The 16,955-nt window shown below is 70.5% G+C and carries 15 protein-coding genes and 1 tRNA gene; 4 read left to right on the top strand and 12 right to left on the bottom strand.

The features are described 5' to 3' along the window. The first annotated feature begins 168 nt into the window (after window positions 1–168). On the top strand, window positions 169–882 hold the full coding sequence (locus ABD999_RS43000; RefSeq protein ID WP_333485731.1) for a tyrosine-type recombinase/integrase: 714 nt from the start codon (window positions 169–171) through the stop codon (window positions 880–882). Window positions 883–1,127: 245 nt separating this feature from the next. Here the strand turns inward: ABD999_RS43000 and ABD999_RS42995 are convergent. Next, window positions 1,128–1,212, bottom strand: a tRNA-Tyr gene (locus tag ABD999_RS42995). A gap of 261 nt (window positions 1,213–1,473) precedes the next feature. Between ABD999_RS42995 and ABD999_RS42990 the strand changes: the two genes are divergently transcribed. After that, the gene (locus tag ABD999_RS42990) at window positions 1,474–1,965 is read left to right on the top strand and encodes a YajQ family cyclic di-GMP-binding protein (protein ID WP_148036498.1); all 492 of its coding nucleotides are present in this window, start codon (window positions 1,474–1,476) and stop codon (window positions 1,963–1,965) included. 94 nt (window positions 1,966–2,059) lie between these two features. On the opposite strand, the gene ABD999_RS42985 is transcribed toward ABD999_RS42990, so the two are convergent. After that, a complete protein-coding gene (locus tag ABD999_RS42985) occupies window positions 2,060–2,941 on the bottom strand; it encodes an FAD binding domain-containing protein (protein ID WP_271278332.1) in 882 nt (293 codons plus the stop codon). Next, window positions 2,938–5,448: a molybdopterin-dependent oxidoreductase gene (locus tag ABD999_RS42980; RefSeq protein WP_271278331.1), complete on the bottom strand. Its 2,511-nt coding sequence runs from the start codon at window positions 5,446–5,448 to the stop codon at window positions 2,938–2,940. Before ABD999_RS42980 ends, ABD999_RS42985 begins: the two co-directional genes overlap by 4 nt. A gap of 94 nt (window positions 5,449–5,542) precedes the next feature. Between ABD999_RS42980 and ABD999_RS42975 the strand changes: the two genes are divergently transcribed. Further along, a complete protein-coding gene (locus ABD999_RS42975) occupies window positions 5,543–6,115 on the top strand; it encodes a TetR/AcrR family transcriptional regulator (RefSeq protein WP_219546870.1) in 573 nt (190 codons plus the stop codon). Here the strand turns inward: ABD999_RS42975 and ABD999_RS42970 are convergent. Genes ABD999_RS42970 through ABD999_RS42950 form a run of 5 tightly spaced genes read right to left on the bottom strand, consistent with a single transcriptional unit; the run spans window position 6,091 to window position 10,522 of the window. Next, window positions 6,091–6,810 (bottom strand): response regulator transcription factor, encoded by a 720-nt coding sequence (locus ABD999_RS42970; RefSeq protein ID WP_261809046.1) that lies wholly within the window; start codon window positions 6,808–6,810, stop codon window positions 6,091–6,093. The genes ABD999_RS42975 and ABD999_RS42970 overlap by 25 nt on opposite strands. 22 nt (window positions 6,811–6,832) lie before the next feature. Then, the gene (gene pstB, locus ABD999_RS42965) at window positions 6,833–7,660 is read right to left on the bottom strand and encodes a phosphate ABC transporter ATP-binding protein PstB (RefSeq protein ID WP_222709350.1); all 828 of its coding nucleotides are present in this window, start codon (window positions 7,658–7,660) and stop codon (window positions 6,833–6,835) included. Between the two features lie 34 nt (window positions 7,661–7,694). Continuing rightward, window positions 7,695–8,585, bottom strand: coding sequence for a phosphate ABC transporter permease PstA (gene pstA / locus ABD999_RS42960; protein WP_148036493.1), 891 nt, complete (start codon window positions 8,583–8,585; stop codon window positions 7,695–7,697). Next, window positions 8,585–9,523, bottom strand: a complete 939-nt coding sequence (gene pstC / locus ABD999_RS42955) for a phosphate ABC transporter permease subunit PstC (RefSeq protein ID WP_148036492.1) — start codon at window positions 9,521–9,523, stop codon at window positions 8,585–8,587. The genes pstA and pstC overlap by 1 nt, the downstream gene beginning before the upstream one ends. Then, window positions 9,524–10,522 carry a PstS family phosphate ABC transporter substrate-binding protein gene (locus tag ABD999_RS42950; RefSeq protein WP_271278330.1) on the bottom strand — a complete coding sequence of 333 codons (999 nt, stop codon included), beginning with the start codon at window positions 10,520–10,522 and terminating at the stop codon, window positions 9,524–9,526. Window positions 10,523–10,736: 214 nt separating this feature from the next. Here ABD999_RS42950 and ABD999_RS42945 point away from each other — a divergent pair, with 214 nt between their 5' ends. Further along, window positions 10,737–11,201 carry an NUDIX hydrolase gene (locus tag ABD999_RS42945; protein ID WP_271278334.1) on the top strand — a complete coding sequence of 155 codons (465 nt, stop codon included), beginning with the start codon at window positions 10,737–10,739 and terminating at the stop codon, window positions 11,199–11,201. On the opposite strand, the gene ABD999_RS42940 is transcribed toward ABD999_RS42945, so the two are convergent. The 4 genes from ABD999_RS42940 to ABD999_RS42925 form a co-directional block, all read right to left on the bottom strand. Next, window positions 11,176–12,669, bottom strand: coding sequence for a hypothetical protein (locus ABD999_RS42940; protein WP_271278329.1), 1,494 nt, complete (start codon window positions 12,667–12,669; stop codon window positions 11,176–11,178). The two genes, ABD999_RS42945 and ABD999_RS42940, sit on opposite strands and share 26 nt — an antisense overlap. A gap of 28 nt (window positions 12,670–12,697) precedes the next feature. Continuing rightward, the gene (htpX, locus tag ABD999_RS42935) at window positions 12,698–13,549 is read right to left on the bottom strand and encodes a zinc metalloprotease HtpX (protein ID WP_148036488.1); all 852 of its coding nucleotides are present in this window, start codon (window positions 13,547–13,549) and stop codon (window positions 12,698–12,700) included. Between the two features lie 105 nt (window positions 13,550–13,654). Then, window positions 13,655–15,211 (bottom strand): NADH-quinone oxidoreductase subunit N, encoded by a 1,557-nt coding sequence (locus ABD999_RS42930; protein WP_271278328.1) that lies wholly within the window; start codon window positions 15,209–15,211, stop codon window positions 13,655–13,657. After that, a complete protein-coding gene (locus tag ABD999_RS42925; RefSeq protein ID WP_271278327.1) occupies window positions 15,208–16,944 on the bottom strand; it encodes a complex I subunit 4 family protein in 1,737 nt (578 codons plus the stop codon). Before ABD999_RS42925 ends, ABD999_RS42930 begins: the two co-directional genes overlap by 4 nt. Window positions 16,945–16,955: the final 11 nt, after the last annotated feature.

Below are 16,955 nucleotides of genomic sequence, written 5' to 3'. Positions count from 1 at the left end.
GAGATCTGGCACAATCGGCAACGACGGCACAGCAGCCTGGGCATGCTCACCCCGATACAGTTCGAGAACGCGTCTACCGTGGCATGACAATCCAGAAACGCGACTCCATCGAACCCAGGGCACACCAGAGTCTCCATCAATCCCGGCGCAGTTCAGCCCGCCAACCCGGTGCACAAGGTCAAGTGGAAGCCGCCCAAGACCACGGAGACGGTGGATCCGCGGGTGGTCGTGAATCCCCGCCAGGCCGAAGCGCTGCTGACCGCAGTGGCCTCCATAGGCGGACGGGGTCGAGGGCGTCGGCTCCAGGCCATGTTCGCCTGCATGTACTACGCCGCCCTCCGGCCCGGCGAGACTGTCGCGCTCAGGAAGCAGGACTGCCATCTTCCGGCAACCGGCTGGGGCCGCATCCTCGTCGATGTCTCCCGTCCCGAGGTCAACGTCCAGTGGACCGACACGGGCGACGCCCACGAGGAACGCGGCCTCAAGCACCGGGGCCGCGATGACGTCCGCCCGGTTCCCATCCCGCCCAAGCTGGTCCAGATCCTTCGGCAACACATCGCAGAGTTCGGCGTCGCCGAGGATGGCCGACTGTTCCGCAGTGAGCGGGGCGGAGTCGTCGCCTCGACGGCTTACACGGAGGTCTGGCAAGACGCCCGGAAGCTGGCCCTGACACCCGCCCAGTTCGCCTCACCGCTCGCTCGCCGCCCGTACGACCTGAGGCACGCGGCGGTGTCCCTCTGGCTGAACGCGGGCGTACCTGCCCCCGATGTGGCCGAGCGAGCCGGGCACGGTGTGGATGTGCTTCTCAGGGTCTACGCGAAGTGCCTCGACGGCCACCAGGAGATCGCCAACAAGCGGATTGAGGACGCCCTCGCCGCCTGATCACCCAGCATCACCACGAAGGGTCCCGGACCGCCACCGGGGCCCTTCGCCGTTCCCCATACGTTCCCACGAGCACGCGATCCGCGGATGTTCCGGATCAAGGCCCTCGACCAGGGGAAACACCCATGATCCATTCCGGGCATATTCCGGGACCTGCGACAACGGGCCGCTCACGGCGGCATCCGGCTGCATGACCCCTGAAACGCAGAAGAGGCCCCGAAGGGCCTCTGACCTGCAGCTACTGCTGGTGGCAGGTGCAAGGTTCGAACTTGCGTAGGCTGAGCCGACGGTTTTACAGACCGCTCCCTTTGGCCACTCGGGCAACCTGCCGTGTCTTCCGCTCTCGCGGCGACAGAGAAAAGGATAGCGGACTTCCGCAGTGCACGTGACACCAGTTTGTCCCCGTCCCGAATCACTCCGACCCCCTCGTTCCCGCGGGCACCCCACCGAGGTCAGCCCCAGGACACGGAGCTTTTCCACAGGGCCGGAGGCGGACCCTGCACCGGGCGGAGATGCTGGCTAGGCTCGTGGGCTGGATGCGTTCGGAGTCGGACGCTCACCGGTGCTGACGCAGCTGAGAGGAAGTGTGCTTTGGCCGATTCATCGTTCGACATCGTGAGCAAGATCGACCGGCAGGAGGTCGACAACGCGCTCAACCAGACCGTGAAGGAGATCGGGCACCGCTTCGACTTCAAGGGTACGGGGGCGAGCATCAGCTGGTCCGGTCAGGAGCATATCGAGATCAAGGCCAACAGCGAGGAGCGGGCGAGCGCCGCGCTCGACGTGTTCAAGGAGAAGGTGATCAAGCGCGGCCTCTCCCTGAAGATCCTCGACGCGGGCGAGCCCAAGCTGTCGGGCAAGGAATACAAGATGCTGGTCGCGCTCAAGGAGGGCATCGACCAGGAAAACGCGAAGAAGATCTCGAAGATGATCCGCGACGAGGGCCCCAAGGGCGTCAAGGCGCAGATCCAGGGCGAGGAGCTGCGGGTCAGCTCGAAGAAGAAGGACGACCTGCAGGAGATCATCGCCCTGCTCAAGGGCAAGGATCTCGACATCGCCCTTCAGTTCACGAACTACCGGTAGCGGAGCGGGGCGCGAGGCCGTGCGCGGTCGTCGCGCTCCCGCCGGCACCGTGCGCGGTCAGGAGCCCTTCCCCCCACCCGGCCGAACACGCTGGTCAGGAGGGTGCCGTGGCCTGTTCCAGCACCTCCAGCACCGTGGCCGTCAGCAGCGTGACCTTGTACCCGTTCGAGGCCGTCGGCGCGCACCGGGAAGCGGCTCGCCCGGCCGCCACCTGCATGGGCTCGCCCGCGGCGAGAGCCTGTTCCACCTCCGGCAGCCGCAGCGGGACGCGGGCGACGCCCCCGACGCTCACGGCCGCCGCGCCGTCCGGCGTCACCCGTGCCACGGCCTCCACGAGCGGCCACTCGGCTTCGGACCGGCTGGTGGCGCGGTGGTACGCGGCCCGTTCGCCGGCCACGGGCGGCGGCAGGTGGACCGCCAGGAGGATCTCCCCGGGGTCGAGCAGATGGTCACGGGTCGGGTCGGATCCGTACAGCGAGCCGACCGGGAAGGGGCTCCTCCCGTGCACCTCCACGTCGGCGGCGTAGACCAGCAGCGCCATCGCCAGAGACGACGGATGGGGGGCGACGCACGGGCTGGTGTCGATCACCGCGGAGTAGAGGCCGAGGCCGTCCCGGGCGGGGCAGGAGTCGCCGCCGTTCTGGTGGCAGGAGAAGGCGGGGTTGCGGAAGTACGAGCAGCGGTTGCGCTGGAGCAGGTTGCCGCCGATGGTGGCCACGGCGCGGATCTGGGGTGTGGCCAGTGCTCCCGCGGTGAGGGTCAGCGCGGGGTAGGCGGCGCGGAGCCGTTCGTCGCGGGCGATCTCGGCGATCGTGGTCAGCGCGCCGATGTGGGCGGATCCGTCCGGCTGCCAGGTCACGCCCGACGGCCCCGGCAGGTCCCGCAGGTCCACGTACGGTCCGGTGCCCGGCAGGCTCATCAGGTCGGTGCCGCCCGCGCGGAGCCGGCCGTGCGGCGGGTTCTCAAAGATGGTCACGCTCTGATCCCTTCGAGGAGCCGGTCGGGGCGGATGGGCAGGTCGTGGGGGCGCCAGCCGGTGGCGTTGTGCACGGCGTTGGCGACGGAGGCGGCCACGCCGATCGTGGAGACCTCGCCCAGGCCGACGCCGCGGCCGTTGACGTGGTCCCAGCCGTCCTGGTGGAAGTGGATGGTCATCTCCGGGGTGTCGCCGATGCCGGGGATGCGGTAGTCCTCCAGGTTCGCGGTCAGGACGGTTCCGGTGGCGGGGTCGACGTGGCGTTCCTCGTACAGGGCGTAGCCGATGCCCTGGATGATGCCGCCCTCGCACTGGTTGCGGGCCGGTCTGTCGGCGTAGATGTGGCCGGTCGCGATGCCGCCCCAGACGCGCAGCGGCCTGACCGTGCCCATGCGGGTGTCGACCTCCACTTCGGTGACGTGGACGGCGCCGCTGAATCCGCGGCCGAGCGCCATGCCCTGCACCGCGAACGGGGTCACGTAGCCGCCCCGGTCGCGTCGCCGCTTGCCGACCACCTTGGTGCCCGGAGTCATGCCCTGGGCCCGCAGGCGGCGGGCCGCGTCGCGTGCGGCGGGGGCCACCGAGGTGGTGGTGCGGCTGCCCAGGGACGCCGGTCCCGGCACGGTGCCGGATCGGCCGATCTCGACGCGGATCCGGTCGGCGGGCAGGCCGAGCTCCTCGCGCAGGATGCCGGCGATGACGCTGCGGATGCCGGTCCCGATGTCCTGCGTGGCGGTGCGGGCGACCACCACGTCGTCCTCGACCTCCAGCTCGACCTCGGTGCCGGGGCTGACCGCGTAGAACCAGTTGGCGGCGGCCACGCCGACGCCGCGGCGGTGGCGGCCCGTCTGCGATCCGGTGCGCGGCCTGTCACGCCAGAGGGGCAGCTCCGCCGCCCGGTCGTAGAGGGCACGGCGCTTCGGGTTGCCATCCCAGCGGCGGCGCAGCGCGATCGGGTCCTCCTCCAGGCGGTGGGCCATCTCGTCGACGGCCTGCTCCAGGGCCCACAGCAGGGGCGGGGCGCCGGGGCCGCGGAACGGCGTGCCGGGCGGTTCGTTCGTGACGACGTCGAAGTCGCGCAGCCGCCGGGGCGCGGTGCCGTACACGAGGCGGGCGTGCAGGGCGACGGCGGATCCGACGGACACGCCGCCGCGGCCGTGCACGTCCACGGCGAGGGCCGACAGATCGCCCTTCTCGTCGGCGAGCAGGGCGATCCCGGCCCGGGTGCCCGGCCGGTTGCCGGCGTCGGTGAGCTCCTCGGCGCGGCTGAGCACGACGCGTACGGGGGCCCGGCAGGCGCGGGCGAGCTCGACCGCGGCGACCGTCTCCACGGTGATCCCCGCCTTGGCCCCGAAGCCGCCGCCGACGTGCTCGGCGACGACGTGGACCCGGTTCGCGTCGAGCTTCCAGCGCTTGGCCGCCCGCTCGGCGGCCATGGCCACCGTCTGGGTGGACAGGTGCAGGTGGAGGTCTCCCCGCTCGTCCCATCGAGCCACGCACGCGTGCGGCTCCAGCGGCGTGTGGACCTGCACGGCGGTGGTGTACGTCCCGGTGACCAGGAGCGGGTCGGCGCGCCGGCGGGCGGCCTCGATCCGTTTCACCGCGGTGCCGCCGCGCCGGCTCGCCCCGGTGAACGGGCCGTGCACGTTGCCGTTCCAGCCGCCGGGCAGCGTAAGCCCTTCCCCGGAGGACGGGGCCTTCTTCCTGGTCCGCTCGTCGTAGACCGGCGGGGCGCCGGGCGTGTCGTCGAGCGCGGCGGGGAGCGGCTCGTAGCCGATCCTGGCGGCCTCCGCGACGGCCAGCGCCTCGCGGCGCGTGGGCGCGGCGACGGCGGCGATCGGCTGGCCGGCGTAGCGGACGATGCGGTCGGCCGGGAGCAGGTCGACCGTGGTCCCGTCCACGTCGACCGAGGTGACCAGCGCGTGCGCCCGGGTCGAACGGATGATCACGCCTTCCCACTGGCCGTCGTGCCGGATGTCGGTGGTGTAGCGGGCGCGGCCGGTGACCTTCTCGACGGCCTCGACCCGGGCGGGCGTCGGGGTGCCGGAGTCGTGCTCGCCCCGGCACGCGGCCTCGATCGCGGCGTAGATCCCCGCGTACGCTCCGCAGCGGCACAGATGACCGGCCATGGCGGCGGCGATCCGCTCGCGCGGCGGCGCGACGTCGCCGTGCTCTTCGCGCCAGGCGTCGACGAAGGCGGCGGCCTCCACCACGAAGCCGGGCGTGCAGTAGCCGCACTGCAGCCCGTCATGGGCCATGAACGCCCGCTGCACGGGATGGTCGAGTCCTTCGGCCGTGACGACGGCCCGTCCCTCCACCGCGGTGGCCGGGAGCAGGCAGCTCACCTGCGGGGTTCCGTCCACCTTGATCGTGCACGCTCCGCAGACTCCGGTACGGCAGACCGCTTTGGCCCCGGTGAGGCCCAGGCCGTCGCGTAGGACGTCGACGACCACGTCGTCCGGGCCGGCGTCCGCCTCGGTGGGCACGCCGTTTATGGTGATTTTCATGTCACTCCTGCTGACGCCGTCAACATCGGATGTTGACAGTGTCAGCTACCATCGCTGACGTTGTCAACATGGGAGGTCGTGAGAGGGTGGACGCATGGTGGACGACACCAGGAAGCGGCTGATCGAGAGCGCGCTGAGCCTGCTGCGCGAGGAGGGCCTCGACGCCGTGACGTTGCGTGCGGTCGGCGAGCTGGCCGGTCTGTCGCGGATGGCCCCCTACCGGCACTTCACCGACAAGACCGCCCTGCTGGCGGCCCTCGCCGCCCGGGTCATCACCGACCTCAGCACTCACGTCGCCGCCGCCGTCCTGCGCCACGCCGGCCGTCAGGAGCGGCTCCGGGCCTTCTACGGCAGCTACGTCGAGTACGCCGTGGCGCATCGCGAGGAATACCGGCTCGTCTTCGCCTCGGCGTTCTCCGCCGGCGACCATCCGGAGATGGAGAAGGCGCTCGACGAGGTGATGACCGCGCTCAGCCTCGACATCACCGACCACGGGCCGGTCAACAAGGCCACGATGATGGCCCTGATGTCCACCGCCCACGGCCTCGCCGAGCTGGCGACGGCGGGCCACCTCGCGCACAAGGCGATCAGCCTGGAGGACGTCATCGACATCATCATCAGGGGCGTCGGCCGGTCCGGTGCTCAGCCGGGGGCCACCAGGCGGTAGCCGACTCCCCTGACGGTCTGGATGAGCGTGTCGTCGGTGTCGCCGAGACGGGCGCGCAGGCGCTTGACGTGCACCGCGATCGTGTTGGTGGCGATGTTGTCCCCCGAGGCGTGCCAGACGTGCCGCATGATCTGCTCGCGGGTGACGGTCCTGTCGAGGTTGCGCATCAGGTAGTGGAGCAGCTCGAACTCGCGCAGCGGCAGGTGGACGACCCGGCCGGCGACCTTCACCTGGTAGGCGTCGGCGTCGAGCTCCACGTCGCCCACGGCGATGAGCCGGCCGGCCTCGCCCGCCGCCGTCGCCTGGATCAGGGGCAGCAGCTCGTGCAGCCGGTACGGCATGGCCACACAGGCGGTCGCCCCCGCCGTGAGCGCCTGCACGGCCAGCTCCGCGTGCCCCTCCCCGATGCCGAGGAGCACCGGCATCGGATGGCTGATGCGGATGGCCCTGACGAAGTCCACGGCGCTGATGAGCGGCAGCGACGCGCTCACCAGCACCACGTCCGGGCGCAGCGCTCCCGTCTGGATGAGCGCCTGGGCGCCGTCGGCCACGCCCGTGACCTCCACGCCCTCGCGGGCCAGGGCCGCCGCGAGCACCTCGACCCCGGCCGAGTCGGGGTCTGCCACCAGCAGCAGCGGCACCGAAGGCGCCCCCGCCCGCGCGCCCCCGCCGAGCGTCGCCTGCGGCTGGATCACCCGGGTCCTCCTCTGAGTCGGGTCACCCGAAGCGACCGGTGATGTAATCCTCGGTGCGCTTGTCGGTCGGGTTCGTGAAGATGCGGCTGGTCTCGTCGAACTCCACCAGGCGGCCGTGCCGCTCGCCCTTGTCGTCCACCTCCGCGGTGAAGAACGCGGTGCGGTGGGAGACGCGGGCGGCCTGCTGCATGTTGTGCGTGACGATGACGATCGTGTAGTCGCGCGCCAGCTCCTGCATCAGGTCTTCGATCTTGGTGGTGGCGATCGGGTCGAGCGCGGAGCAGGGCTCGTCCATGAGGATCACCTCGGGCTTGACCGCGATCGCCCGCGCGATGCACAGCCGCTGCTGCTGGCCGCCGGAGAGGGACAGCGCGTTCTGCTTCAGCTTGTCCTTGACCTCGTCCCACAGGGCCGCCCGGGTGAGCGCCTCCTCGACGAGGTCGTCCATCTTGCCCTTCAGGCCGTTGACGCGGGGGCCGTAGGCGATGTTGTCGTAGATGGACTTGGGGAACGGGTTCGGCTTCTGGAACACCATGCCGATGCGCCGCCGGACCTCGATCGGGTCGACGTGGTCGCCGTAGAGGTCCTCGTCGTGGTAGAGGATCTTGCCTTCGGCGCGGGCGCCGGGGATGAGGTCGTTCATCCGGTTGAAGCAGCGCAGCACGGTGCTCTTGCCGCAGCCGGACGGGCCGATCATGGCAGTGATCTCACGATTGCCGATGATCATGTCGACGCCGCGGACGGCCTCGTACTCGCCGTAGAAAACACTGAGACCCGACACGGTGAAGACCGGGTCGAGGGATTCGATGGTACGGGGGGCGCCGGGGGCGTTGACCGCGATGTTCTTCATGGTTGTCGTCTCTGTCTCGCTCATGTTTCTTCCCTCACCAGCGCTTCTGGTAGCGGTTACGAAGCCAGATGGCGGCGGAGTTCATCAGCAGCAGGATCGCGAGGAGGATCACGATCGCCGCGGCGGCCAGGTAGTGGAACCCTTCGCGCGACTGGGAGATCCAGTTGAAGATCTGGATCGGCAGGACCGTGTAGCTGGCGAAGACGCCGTCCGGGTTGAAGCGGATGAAGGACACCGCGCCCAGCATCAGCAGCGGGGCCGCCTCGCCGATCGCCCGGGAGAGCGCCAGGATGGAGCCGGTGGCGATGCCGGGGATCGCCGCGGGCAGCACCTGGCGGGAGATCGTCTGCCACTGCGTCGCGCCCAGGGCGAGCGAGCCTTCACGGATGGACGGCGGGACCGCGCGGATCGCCTCGCGCGAGGCGATGATCACGACGGGGAGCACCAGCAGGCCCAGCGTGATCGACGCGGTGATGACGCTGAATCCCAGGGCCAGGGCGCGGGCGATGATGCCGAGCCCCAGGATGCCGTAGACGATCGACGGCACCGAGGCGAGGTTCTGGATGTTCAGCTCGATGACCCGGTTCCACCAGCGGGACTTGTCCGCGTACTCCTCCAGGTAGATCGCGGCCGCGATGCCCGTGGGAATGGTGAAGAGCGCGGTCAGCGAGATCACCCAGAGCGTGCCGGTGATAGCCGACTGCGCGCCGGCGATCTCGGGGTCGCGGATCGACGGCATGTTCTCCCACAGGCGGGAGTCGAGCCTCGGCCAGCCTTCGACGAGCACGTAGGTGAGCAGCGCGGCCAGGAAGATGAACGCGATCGCCAGGCTGGAGATCAGGGCGATCCTGAACAGGTGCTCCCGGACCGGCTGCCCCTTGCCCGCCAGCTGCACGGCCGAGCGCGGGGTGGAGAGGACGGCCATTATTCGTACACCTCACGGAACTTGCGCACCAGGCGGGCGCTGACGAGGTTCATCAGGAACGTCATCACGAACAGCAGCGAGCCCACCGCGAAGATCGTGTTGTAGTCGACGGTGCCGACCGGCACGTCACCCGATCCCGCCTGGGCGATGAAGGCGGCCATGGTCTGCATCGCCTTGCCGATGTCGAGGGTGAAGTTCGGCTGACCGCCACCCGCCATGTAGACGATCATCGTTTCGCCGGCACCCCGCGAGATCGCGAGGATGACGGCCGCCACGATGCCGGAGAAGGCCGCGGGCAGCACCACCCGGAGCGAGGTGACCATCTTGGAGGCGCCGAGCGCGTACGAGCCCTCGCGCAGCCCGGCCGGGACGGCGGCCATCGCGTCCTCGGAGAGCGAGGCGACGATCGGGATGATCATGAACCCGACCACGAGTCCCGCGCTCAGCGCGTTGAAGATCTCGATCTCGAACGGCAGGATGCCCCGCAGCAGCGGGGTGATGAAGCTCAGCGCGAAGAACCCGAAGACCACGGTCGGGATGCCGGCCAGCACCTCGAGCGCGGGCTTGCAGAACTTCCTGACGCGCGGCCTGGCGTACTCGGACAGGTAGATGGCGGCGGCCAGCCCGAGCGGCACGGCCACCACCACCGCGATCCCCGTCGTGATGAGCGTCGCGCTCACCAGGGGCAGTACGCCATAGGTGGGAGGCTCGAACAGCGGCCCCCAGTTGGTGGAGGTGAAGAACTCCAGCGCGCTGACCTCGGTGAAGAACCGGAGAGTCGGCTCCAGCAGCGACACCACGATGCCGATCGTGGTCGCGATGGACACGAGGGCGGCCAGCATGAGGACCGCCTTGATGAGCGCCTCGCCGTAACGCGGGCGCGACCGCGCCAGGGACGAGGGTGCCCCTGACGCGGTCGCCGAGTGTCGCGCGGCCATCTAGCCCTGCTTCAGAGTGTCGAGGTCACTCTTGAGCTTGGCCTCCTGCTCGGAGTTGAGCGGGATGTACTTGGCGTCCGTCGCGATCTTGGCGATGTTGGCGACGTAGAAGTCGAGGAAGGCCGCGACCTCGGGGCGCTTGGCGGACTCGACCGACGGGTAGAGGAACAGCGGCCGGGCCAGCGGGGTGTAGGTGCCGTTCTGGGCGTTCTCGGAGCTCGGCGCGACGCAGCCGTTGCCGGAGTCGATCTCGACGGCCTTCAGCTTGTCGGCGTTCTCCTCGAAGTAGGTGAAGCCGAAGTAGCCCAGCCCGCCCTTGGTGCCGGTGACGCCCTGGACGATGATGTTGTCGTCCTCGCTGGGGCTGTAGTCCTTGCGGCTGGCGCCTTCCTCACCGTTGATCTCGTCGGTGAAGTAGTCGAAGGTGCCGGAGTCGGTGCCCGGGCCGAACAGCTTCAGCGGCTCGTCGGGGAACTTGGCATCGACCTGCTTCCAGCTGGTGATCTTGCCCTCGGCGCCCGGCTCCCACATCTTCTTGAGCTGGTCGGTGGTGAGGCAGCTCGCCCAGGTGTTCTCCTTGTTCACCACGACGGTGAGGGCGTCGGTGGCGACCGTGAGCTCCGCGTACTTGACGCCCTTGGCGTCGCAGGCGGCCTTCTCCTCGTCCTTGATCGGGCGGGAGCCGTTGGAGATGTCGGTCTCGCCGTTGCAGAACTTCTCGAAGCCGCCGCCCGTGCCGGAGGTGCCGACGGTCACGTTGATCTTGGGCTGCTCCTCGGCGAAGAACTCGGCCGCCGCGCTGGTCAGCGGCGCCACCGTGCTGGAGCCGTCCGCCTTGACCTGGCCGGACAGTTCGCCGCCCGCTGCCTGGCTGGCGTTCGCGCTCGCGGTTCCTTCACCGGCGGGCGGAGTGGTGTTGGTGCCGCCACATGCGGCGGAAAGGGCCACGACGATGGCGGCCGTCGCCGCCGCGCTGAGGCGGCGCTGTCCACTGGTCACGGTGTGCGTCCTTCTCCGTATGAGATCCGTAGTCGATGCACTTCGATAGAACCGGTCCAAAGTGAACAGACGGAGAACAGGCCATGACCACAACCGGAAAGCGTGTATCGAAGCGCGTGAACCCTTGGCCAGAGATACACGCTCACCTGGGCGTCATCCCGGGTTCATTGCCCCTTCATGGCCCTGACCCGGCGTAAGCTTCATAGACGTGACGATGATCCCCCTGCGCCGTTACACCGCGCGCGCCCTGCCGATCGACGATCTGGGCCGCGTCCTGCTGCTCAACGGGTTCGACCCGGTCCGCCCCGACCAGCCGTTCTGGTTCACGATCGGCGGCGCGGTGGAGGGCGAGGAGAGCCTGCGGGAGGCCGCCGCGCGGGAGCTGTTCGAGGAGGTCGGCATCCGGGCGCCGGCCGACGCGTTCACCGGGCCCTACGGCACCGGCACCATCGAGTTCTCCTGGGCCCAGTACGCGATCGTCCAGGACCAGACGTTCTTCGCCGTGCGCGTCGGGCGGGCGGCGGTGTCGTTCGAGCACATGGAGCAGATCGAGAAGGACACCACGATCGGCCACCGCTGGTGGGGCGTCGAGGAGCTGGAGACGACCGACGAGGTGATCTTCCCGGCGGACATGGCGGCGATCCTGCGCGCGATCACGTCGGGCGCAGGACCCGCGTAGCGCCCGCGATCAGCGCCGTCGCCAGGATCCACCCCGCCACGACCAGCCCGTACGCGAGAGCCTGCGTCCAGCCGGCCGGGTCGAACATGTCCCGCTGCCCGAACGCCGACCACGGCAGCAGCAGGTCGAAGGTGTAGGCGAACGGGTCGAAGCCGGGGGCCTCGTCCGGTTTGACGGCCCGCGGCGGGTTCAGCCCGAACACGACCGTGCCGATCACCAGCAGGATCCCGAACCACACCGCCGCCAGCCAGGGGCGGTAACCGTAGCCGACGGTGAAGTCGAGCAGCCGCCCCCACAGCCGGCCGCCCAGCCCTTCCGTGCGCCGCCGGTTGCGCAGCTTGGCGAGCTGGGCGCGGCGGGCCAGCGCCTCGTTGCCGTCACGGCGGTACCACGCCACGAGCTGTTCGTACGGTTGCGGCCGGAATCCTTCCGGGTCGCGGCTCACCCAGTCGATCCGCCGGGCGACGCCGCTGCCGCGCAGCCGCTCGTACGTCAGGCCGTTCAGGCGCAGCCTCTCCGGCCAGGTGTCGGGCGAGTCCTGCAACGTCCCGACGGTCGAGTGGGCCAGCGTCACCACGCCGTCGATCGGCTCGTCCGGTTTGAGGTAGAACTCGCGGACCTCCATGTGGCTCGCGTGCAGCGCGTACGGGGTGTCGGGGCTGCGGATGACGCCCCTGATCGCGAGCAGGCCGTTCACCCGTGACCCCCGCAGCCGCACGCAGCCCAGCGACAGGAAGTCGCCGGTGCACCGCAGCGCTTCCTCGACGACCATGCCGTCGGCGTCGAGCGCGAGCCTGCCCGGGTTGCGGAGCTTCGCCCCCGTCAGGGAGAGCCCGCCGTTCAGCCGGGCGCCGGCCAGCCGCGTCATGCCGGTGATGTCGGCGTTGCCCAGGTAGGCGACCGAGTCGACGATCATGGCGGTGCCCTGCAGCGCCGGCTCGGTCTCGTGAGGGTGCTCCACCTTGGTGCCGGCGAGCCACAGGCCGGTCGCGAACTGGGCGCGCATCACCTGCACCGGCCCGGTGACGTGCGAGCCCGACAGGCTCAGGTGCCCCTCGACCCGCATGCCGACGCCGCCGAACGACGGCAGCCTGCAGTCGGTCAGCCGTACGGTGCGCGTCCGGCAGTCGGTGAGCCTGACCGGCCCTTCCAGGTGGCAGCCGCTGAGCACCAGCTCGTGCTCGACCGTGCCGCCGAAGATCTGCAGGGCGCCGGTGATCCTGGCGCCGCTGACGCGCACCGCCGGGACCGCGCCGGCGCCCGCCTCACGGGCGCCGAGCAGCAGCTTCGCGATCACTTCCGCCCGGACGGTGCGCTCGGGCCCCCACGTGTCGCCGTCCTTGGGCGCGTTCACCCCCGCGGTACGGGTCGAGCCCGGCTTGACGTCGGCGAACTCCACCATCTCCCCGGTCGGGAAGGCGTTCCACACCCTTCGCTCGGCCTTGGTCAAGCGTAAAGATCGCGCCATGCGTCGATTCTCGCCCTTCCGTGTCCGGTCAGCGCCGGTAGCCGGCCATCCGCTCCAGCCTGGCCACGCGCTCGGAGGTGGGCGGGTGCGTGGAGAACAGGCGGCCCAGACCGGCGCCGCTGAACGGGTTGGCGATCATCATGTGGGAGGCGGAGGTGAGGCGGCTGTTCTCCGGCAGCGGCAGCCGCCGCGCGCCCATCTCGATCTTGCGCAGGGCCGAGGCGAGCGCCAGCGGATCACCGGTGAGCATGGCCCCGGACTCGTCCGCCTGGTATTCGCGGGTACGGGAGATCGCCATCTGGATCATCCCGGCGGCGACCGGGCCGAGCAGCATCATGAGCAGCGCCCCCAGGAAGCCGGGGCCCTCGTCGTCGTCGGATCCGCCGAAGAACACCGCCACGTAGCTGATCCAGGTGATCATCGTGGCGAGCGCCCCGGCCACCGAGGAGACGAGGATGTCGCGGTTGTACACGTGGGACAGCTCGTGCCCGATGACGCCGCGCAGCTCGCGCTCGTTCAGGAGCTGGGTCAGCCCGTACGTGACGCACACCGCGGCCTGGCGGGGGCTGCGACCGGTGGCGAACGCGTTCGGCTGCACCGTCGGCGAGATGTAGAGGCGAGGCATCGGCTGGCGGGCCTCGGTGGAGAGCTCGCGCACGATCCGGAAGAGCGTGGGCTGCTCGACCTCGCTGACCGGCCGCGCGCGCATCGCCGACAGCGCGATGCGATCGGAGAAGAAGTAGGCGAAGCCGTTCGTCGCGAGAGCGAGCAGGAACGCGATCTGCAGACCGGTGCCGCCACCCAACCACCAGCCCAAGGCGATGATCGACGCGGACAGGCCCCCGAGCAGGAGCGCGGTGCGCAGACCGTTGTGGTGCAAGGTTCCCCCCTTCGTGGTCCGGGTGCAACCAGTACAACGACGATCCCCTGCCCCAACGTTCCCCGCAGTGCACAAGCCTGGGCGTAGAGCGACGATTCGTACGGACTACTCCGACAGAAGGGTCAAATCGAGGACGAGCTGGGGCGCCACCGAGAACAGCACCGCCGCCGCCACCGCGAGACCCGTCGCCGCCCACACCGCCGGGAACACCCGGCGCGCGGCGGGCGCCGGGCCCGGCTCGGGGGCGAACAGCCGGGCCGCCCAGACGACGTAGTAGTAGAGCCCGATCACCGTGTTGACCGCCATGACCACGGCCAGCCAGGCGGCCCCGCCGTGGACGATCTCCCGGAACACCACCACCTTGGCGAACAGCCCCGCCAGCCCCGGCGGCAGCCCGGCCAGGCAGATCAGGCAGAACGCCAGCGCCAGCCCCGCCGCCGGCCGGCGGAACACCAGGCCCCGGTAGTCGGCCAGCTCGTTGCGGGCGGCGGTCCGCGAGACGAGCATGACCACCGCGAACGCGCCCAGGTTCATCGCCGCGTAGATGACCAGGTAGGCCACGGACGCCCCGACCGCGCTCGCCCCCCAGCTCCGCGCCCCGGAACCCTGGAACGCCACGGCCAGCGGCGCCAGGATGTAGCCCGACTGTGCCACCGACGACCAGGCCAGCAGCCGTACGGCGGAGCGCTGCCGCATCGCCAGCAGGTTGCCCGCCGTCATGGTGAGCGCCGCGACGATGGCGACGACCGGGGTCCAGGTGGCCGCCTGCCCGGGCATGGCGAGGACCAGGACGAGGATGAGCCCGGCGAACCCGGCCGCCTTGGAGATCACCGAGAGCAGCGCCGCCACCGGGATGGGCGCGCCCTGGTAGACGTCGGCGGCCCAGGCGTGGAACGGCACTGCCGCGATCTTGAAGGCGAAGCCCGCCACGACGAGCACGATCCCGACCGTCACCACCCCCGGCAGCCCGTGCTCCGCCGCCACGAGCGACGCCGAGCCCTCCGGCCAGCCGGGAGCCGGGGCCGTGCCGCTGAGCACCTCCGCCAGCCGGGACAGGAACACCGTGCCGCCGACCCCGTACAGCAGGGACACCCCGAACAGCATCACGGCCGTCGAGACCACCGACACGACGAAGAGCTTGACCGCGGCCTCGGAGGCGCGGCCGTCGTACCGCTTCAGCGCGGTCAGCGCGAAGACGGGGAGCGACACCAGCTCCAGCGCCACCACCAGCATGATCAGGTCTCGGGCGGCGGGCAGCGTCACCGCGCCGACCAGCGTGCAGAGCAGCAGGAAGTACCACTCCCCGACCGGGATGCCGCCGCCGGCCAGCTCGGTCATCGACATCAGCACGATCACCACGGCCGCCACCAGGACGAGCCCGGCGATCACCAGCGTGAACCGGTCCACGACGAACGAGCAGAGCCCCGGGTCGCCGTCGCTGAGCCGCTCGGGCACGCAGAACGTCGGCAGGGTGCGGCCCGTGAACGCCTGCGCCGCCACGAAGCCCAGGGCCACCATGACGCCGCCGAGCGTGACGGCCCCGAGCCTGGCCGTGACCCTCGGCCCGGCGGGCAGGAAGGCGTCGAGCAGCAGCACCAGCCCGGCGACCAGCGCCAGGGTCAGCGGCGCGGCGATCGCGAAGTAGTCGATCTGCTGGATCATGGCAGGGCTCCCAGCAGGATCTGCACGGCCGGTGTGGTGAGGGAGAGCAGCAGGCCGGGCCAGAGCCCGAACAGCAGGATGAGCCCGATCAACGGCACCCAGGCGACGAGCTCGTGCCGCCGGATGTCGGCCATCCCCGGGGGTCCCGCGGCGGCGGGCAACGCATGAACCGGCCGCTCGTCCGGCGCTTCCGGAAGCGGATGCACCAGCCGCTCGTCCCGCGCTTCCGGAAGCGGATGGACCGGGCGCTCGTCCGGCGCTTCGGGGAGCGTCGCGCTCAGCCGGCCGACGACCCCTTCGCCCCCGGCTCCCGGCCCCGGCACGCCGACCGGCACCACCCCGCCGGCGGCCGCGGGGGCGCCGTGGGTGACGCGGGAGAGCATGACCAGGAAGTACGCCGCCGTCAGCACCGCGCCCAGGCCGCCGATGACCATGAAGGTGAGGAACAGCCCGCGGGGCAGCGACTCGGCCGGTTGGAAGGCGCCGAACAGCGCCAGCATCTCCCCCCAGAACCCGGCCAGCCCCGGCAACCCCAGCGACGCGATGGCGGCGAACGTGAGGACCGCGCCCAGACGCGGCAGCGTGGCCAGCATGCCACCGCCCAGCGAGGGGATGTCGGCCGTGTGGTAGCGGTCCTTGATCGCCCCGGCCAGGAAGAACAGCAGGCCGGTGATCAGGCCGTGGGCGATGTTCGCGAACAGGGCGCCGTTGATGCCCGTGGGCGTGAGGGTGGCGAAGCCCAGCAGCACGAAACCCATGTGACCCACCGACGAGTAGGCGATCATCCGCTTCAGGTCGCGCTGCGCCAGACAGGCCAGGGCACCGTAGACGATGCCGACCACGGCGAGCGCCCCCAGCCACGGCGCGACGACCGCCGCGCCCTCGGGCAGGACCGGGATCGCGATCCTGGCGAAGCCGTAGGTGCCCATCTTCAGCAGCACCCCGGCCAGCAGGACGGACCCGACCGTGGGCGCCTCGGTGTGAGCGTCGGGCAGCCAGGTGTGCAGCGGCCACATCGGCGTCTTGACCGCGAGCCCGAGCCCCACCGCCACGAACGCCACCACCTGCACCGCCCGGCTCATGCCCGTCCCGTGGCCCTGGGCCAGGGCGACGATGTCGAGCGTGCCCGCCTGCGCCCAGATGAGCAGCAGGCCGAGAAGCATCACGACGGACCCGAGCAGCGTGTAGAGGATGAACTTGATCGCCGCCGCCCTGCGCCTCTCGCCGCCCCAGATGGCGATCAGGAAGTACATCGGCACGAGCACGATCTCGAAGAACACGAAGAACAGCAGCAGGTCGAGGGCGAGGAACGTGCCGATCATGCCGACTTCGAGCACCAGCAGCGTGAACACCAGCGCCCTCGGCCGCGCACCGCCCGCCCTGGGACGCAGGAGCTGGCCCGGCCCAGCTCCGTCGCCCCAGCCCAGATAGGCGAAACAGAGGAACGTCAGCAAGGCCGTCAGCGCGATCAACGGCAGCGAGATGCCGTCCACGCCGAGCTGGAAGCGGAGGTCGAGCCCCGGAATCCACGCCACGTCCACGGTGAACTGCGGCCGCGCCGCCTGCCCGTAGTCGAACATGGCGACCATCACCACGGCCAGGCCCAGCGTCACACCGGACACCGCCATGCCGTACACGCGCAGCACCGGACGCAACGCATCGGCCGCGACCAGAAGCAGCAGCGCCCCCAGCAGCGGCACCGCGACCATCCCGACGGAAAGCCAGCCGCTCATGCGAACACCAC

This window comes from Nonomuraea ferruginea (assembly GCF_039540635.1).
GTDB lineage: Bacteria > Actinomycetota > Actinomycetes > Streptosporangiales > Streptosporangiaceae > Nonomuraea > Nonomuraea ferruginea.
The sequence above is the reverse complement of the archived record's forward strand: the minus strand, read 5'-3'. Positions and strand labels throughout refer to the sequence as shown.

What these genes read in the sequence shown, in the direction of transcription:
- pstA (WP_148036493.1), bottom strand. Translation starts at nt 8,585, where the DNA reads ATGGCCGTCCTCTCCACCCCGCGCTCGGCCGTGCAGCTGGCGGGCAAG.
- ABD999_RS42980 (WP_271278331.1), bottom strand. Translation starts at nt 5,448, where the DNA reads ATGAAAATCACCATAAACGGCGTGCCCACCGAGGCGGACGCCGGCCCG.
- pstB (WP_222709350.1), bottom strand. Translation starts at nt 7,660, where the DNA reads ATGAAGAACATCGCGGTCAACGCCCCCGGCGCCCCCCGTACCATCGAA.
- ABD999_RS42975 (WP_219546870.1), top strand. Translation starts at nt 5,543, where the DNA reads ATGGTGGACGACACCAGGAAGCGGCTGATCGAGAGCGCGCTGAGCCTG.
- ABD999_RS42940 (WP_271278329.1), bottom strand. Translation starts at nt 12,669, where the DNA reads ATGGCGCGATCTTTACGCTTGACCAAGGCCGAGCGAAGGGTGTGGAAC.
- ABD999_RS42925 (WP_271278327.1), bottom strand. Translation starts at nt 16,944, where the DNA reads ATGAGCGGCTGGCTTTCCGTCGGGATGGTCGCGGTGCCGCTGCTGGGG.
- ABD999_RS42945 (WP_271278334.1), top strand. Translation starts at nt 10,737, where the DNA reads ATGATCCCCCTGCGCCGTTACACCGCGCGCGCCCTGCCGATCGACGAT.
- pstC (WP_148036492.1), bottom strand. Translation starts at nt 9,523, where the DNA reads ATGGCCGCGCGACACTCGGCGACCGCGTCAGGGGCACCCTCGTCCCTG.
- ABD999_RS42930 (WP_271278328.1), bottom strand. Translation starts at nt 15,211, where the DNA reads ATGATCCAGCAGATCGACTACTTCGCGATCGCCGCGCCGCTGACCCTG.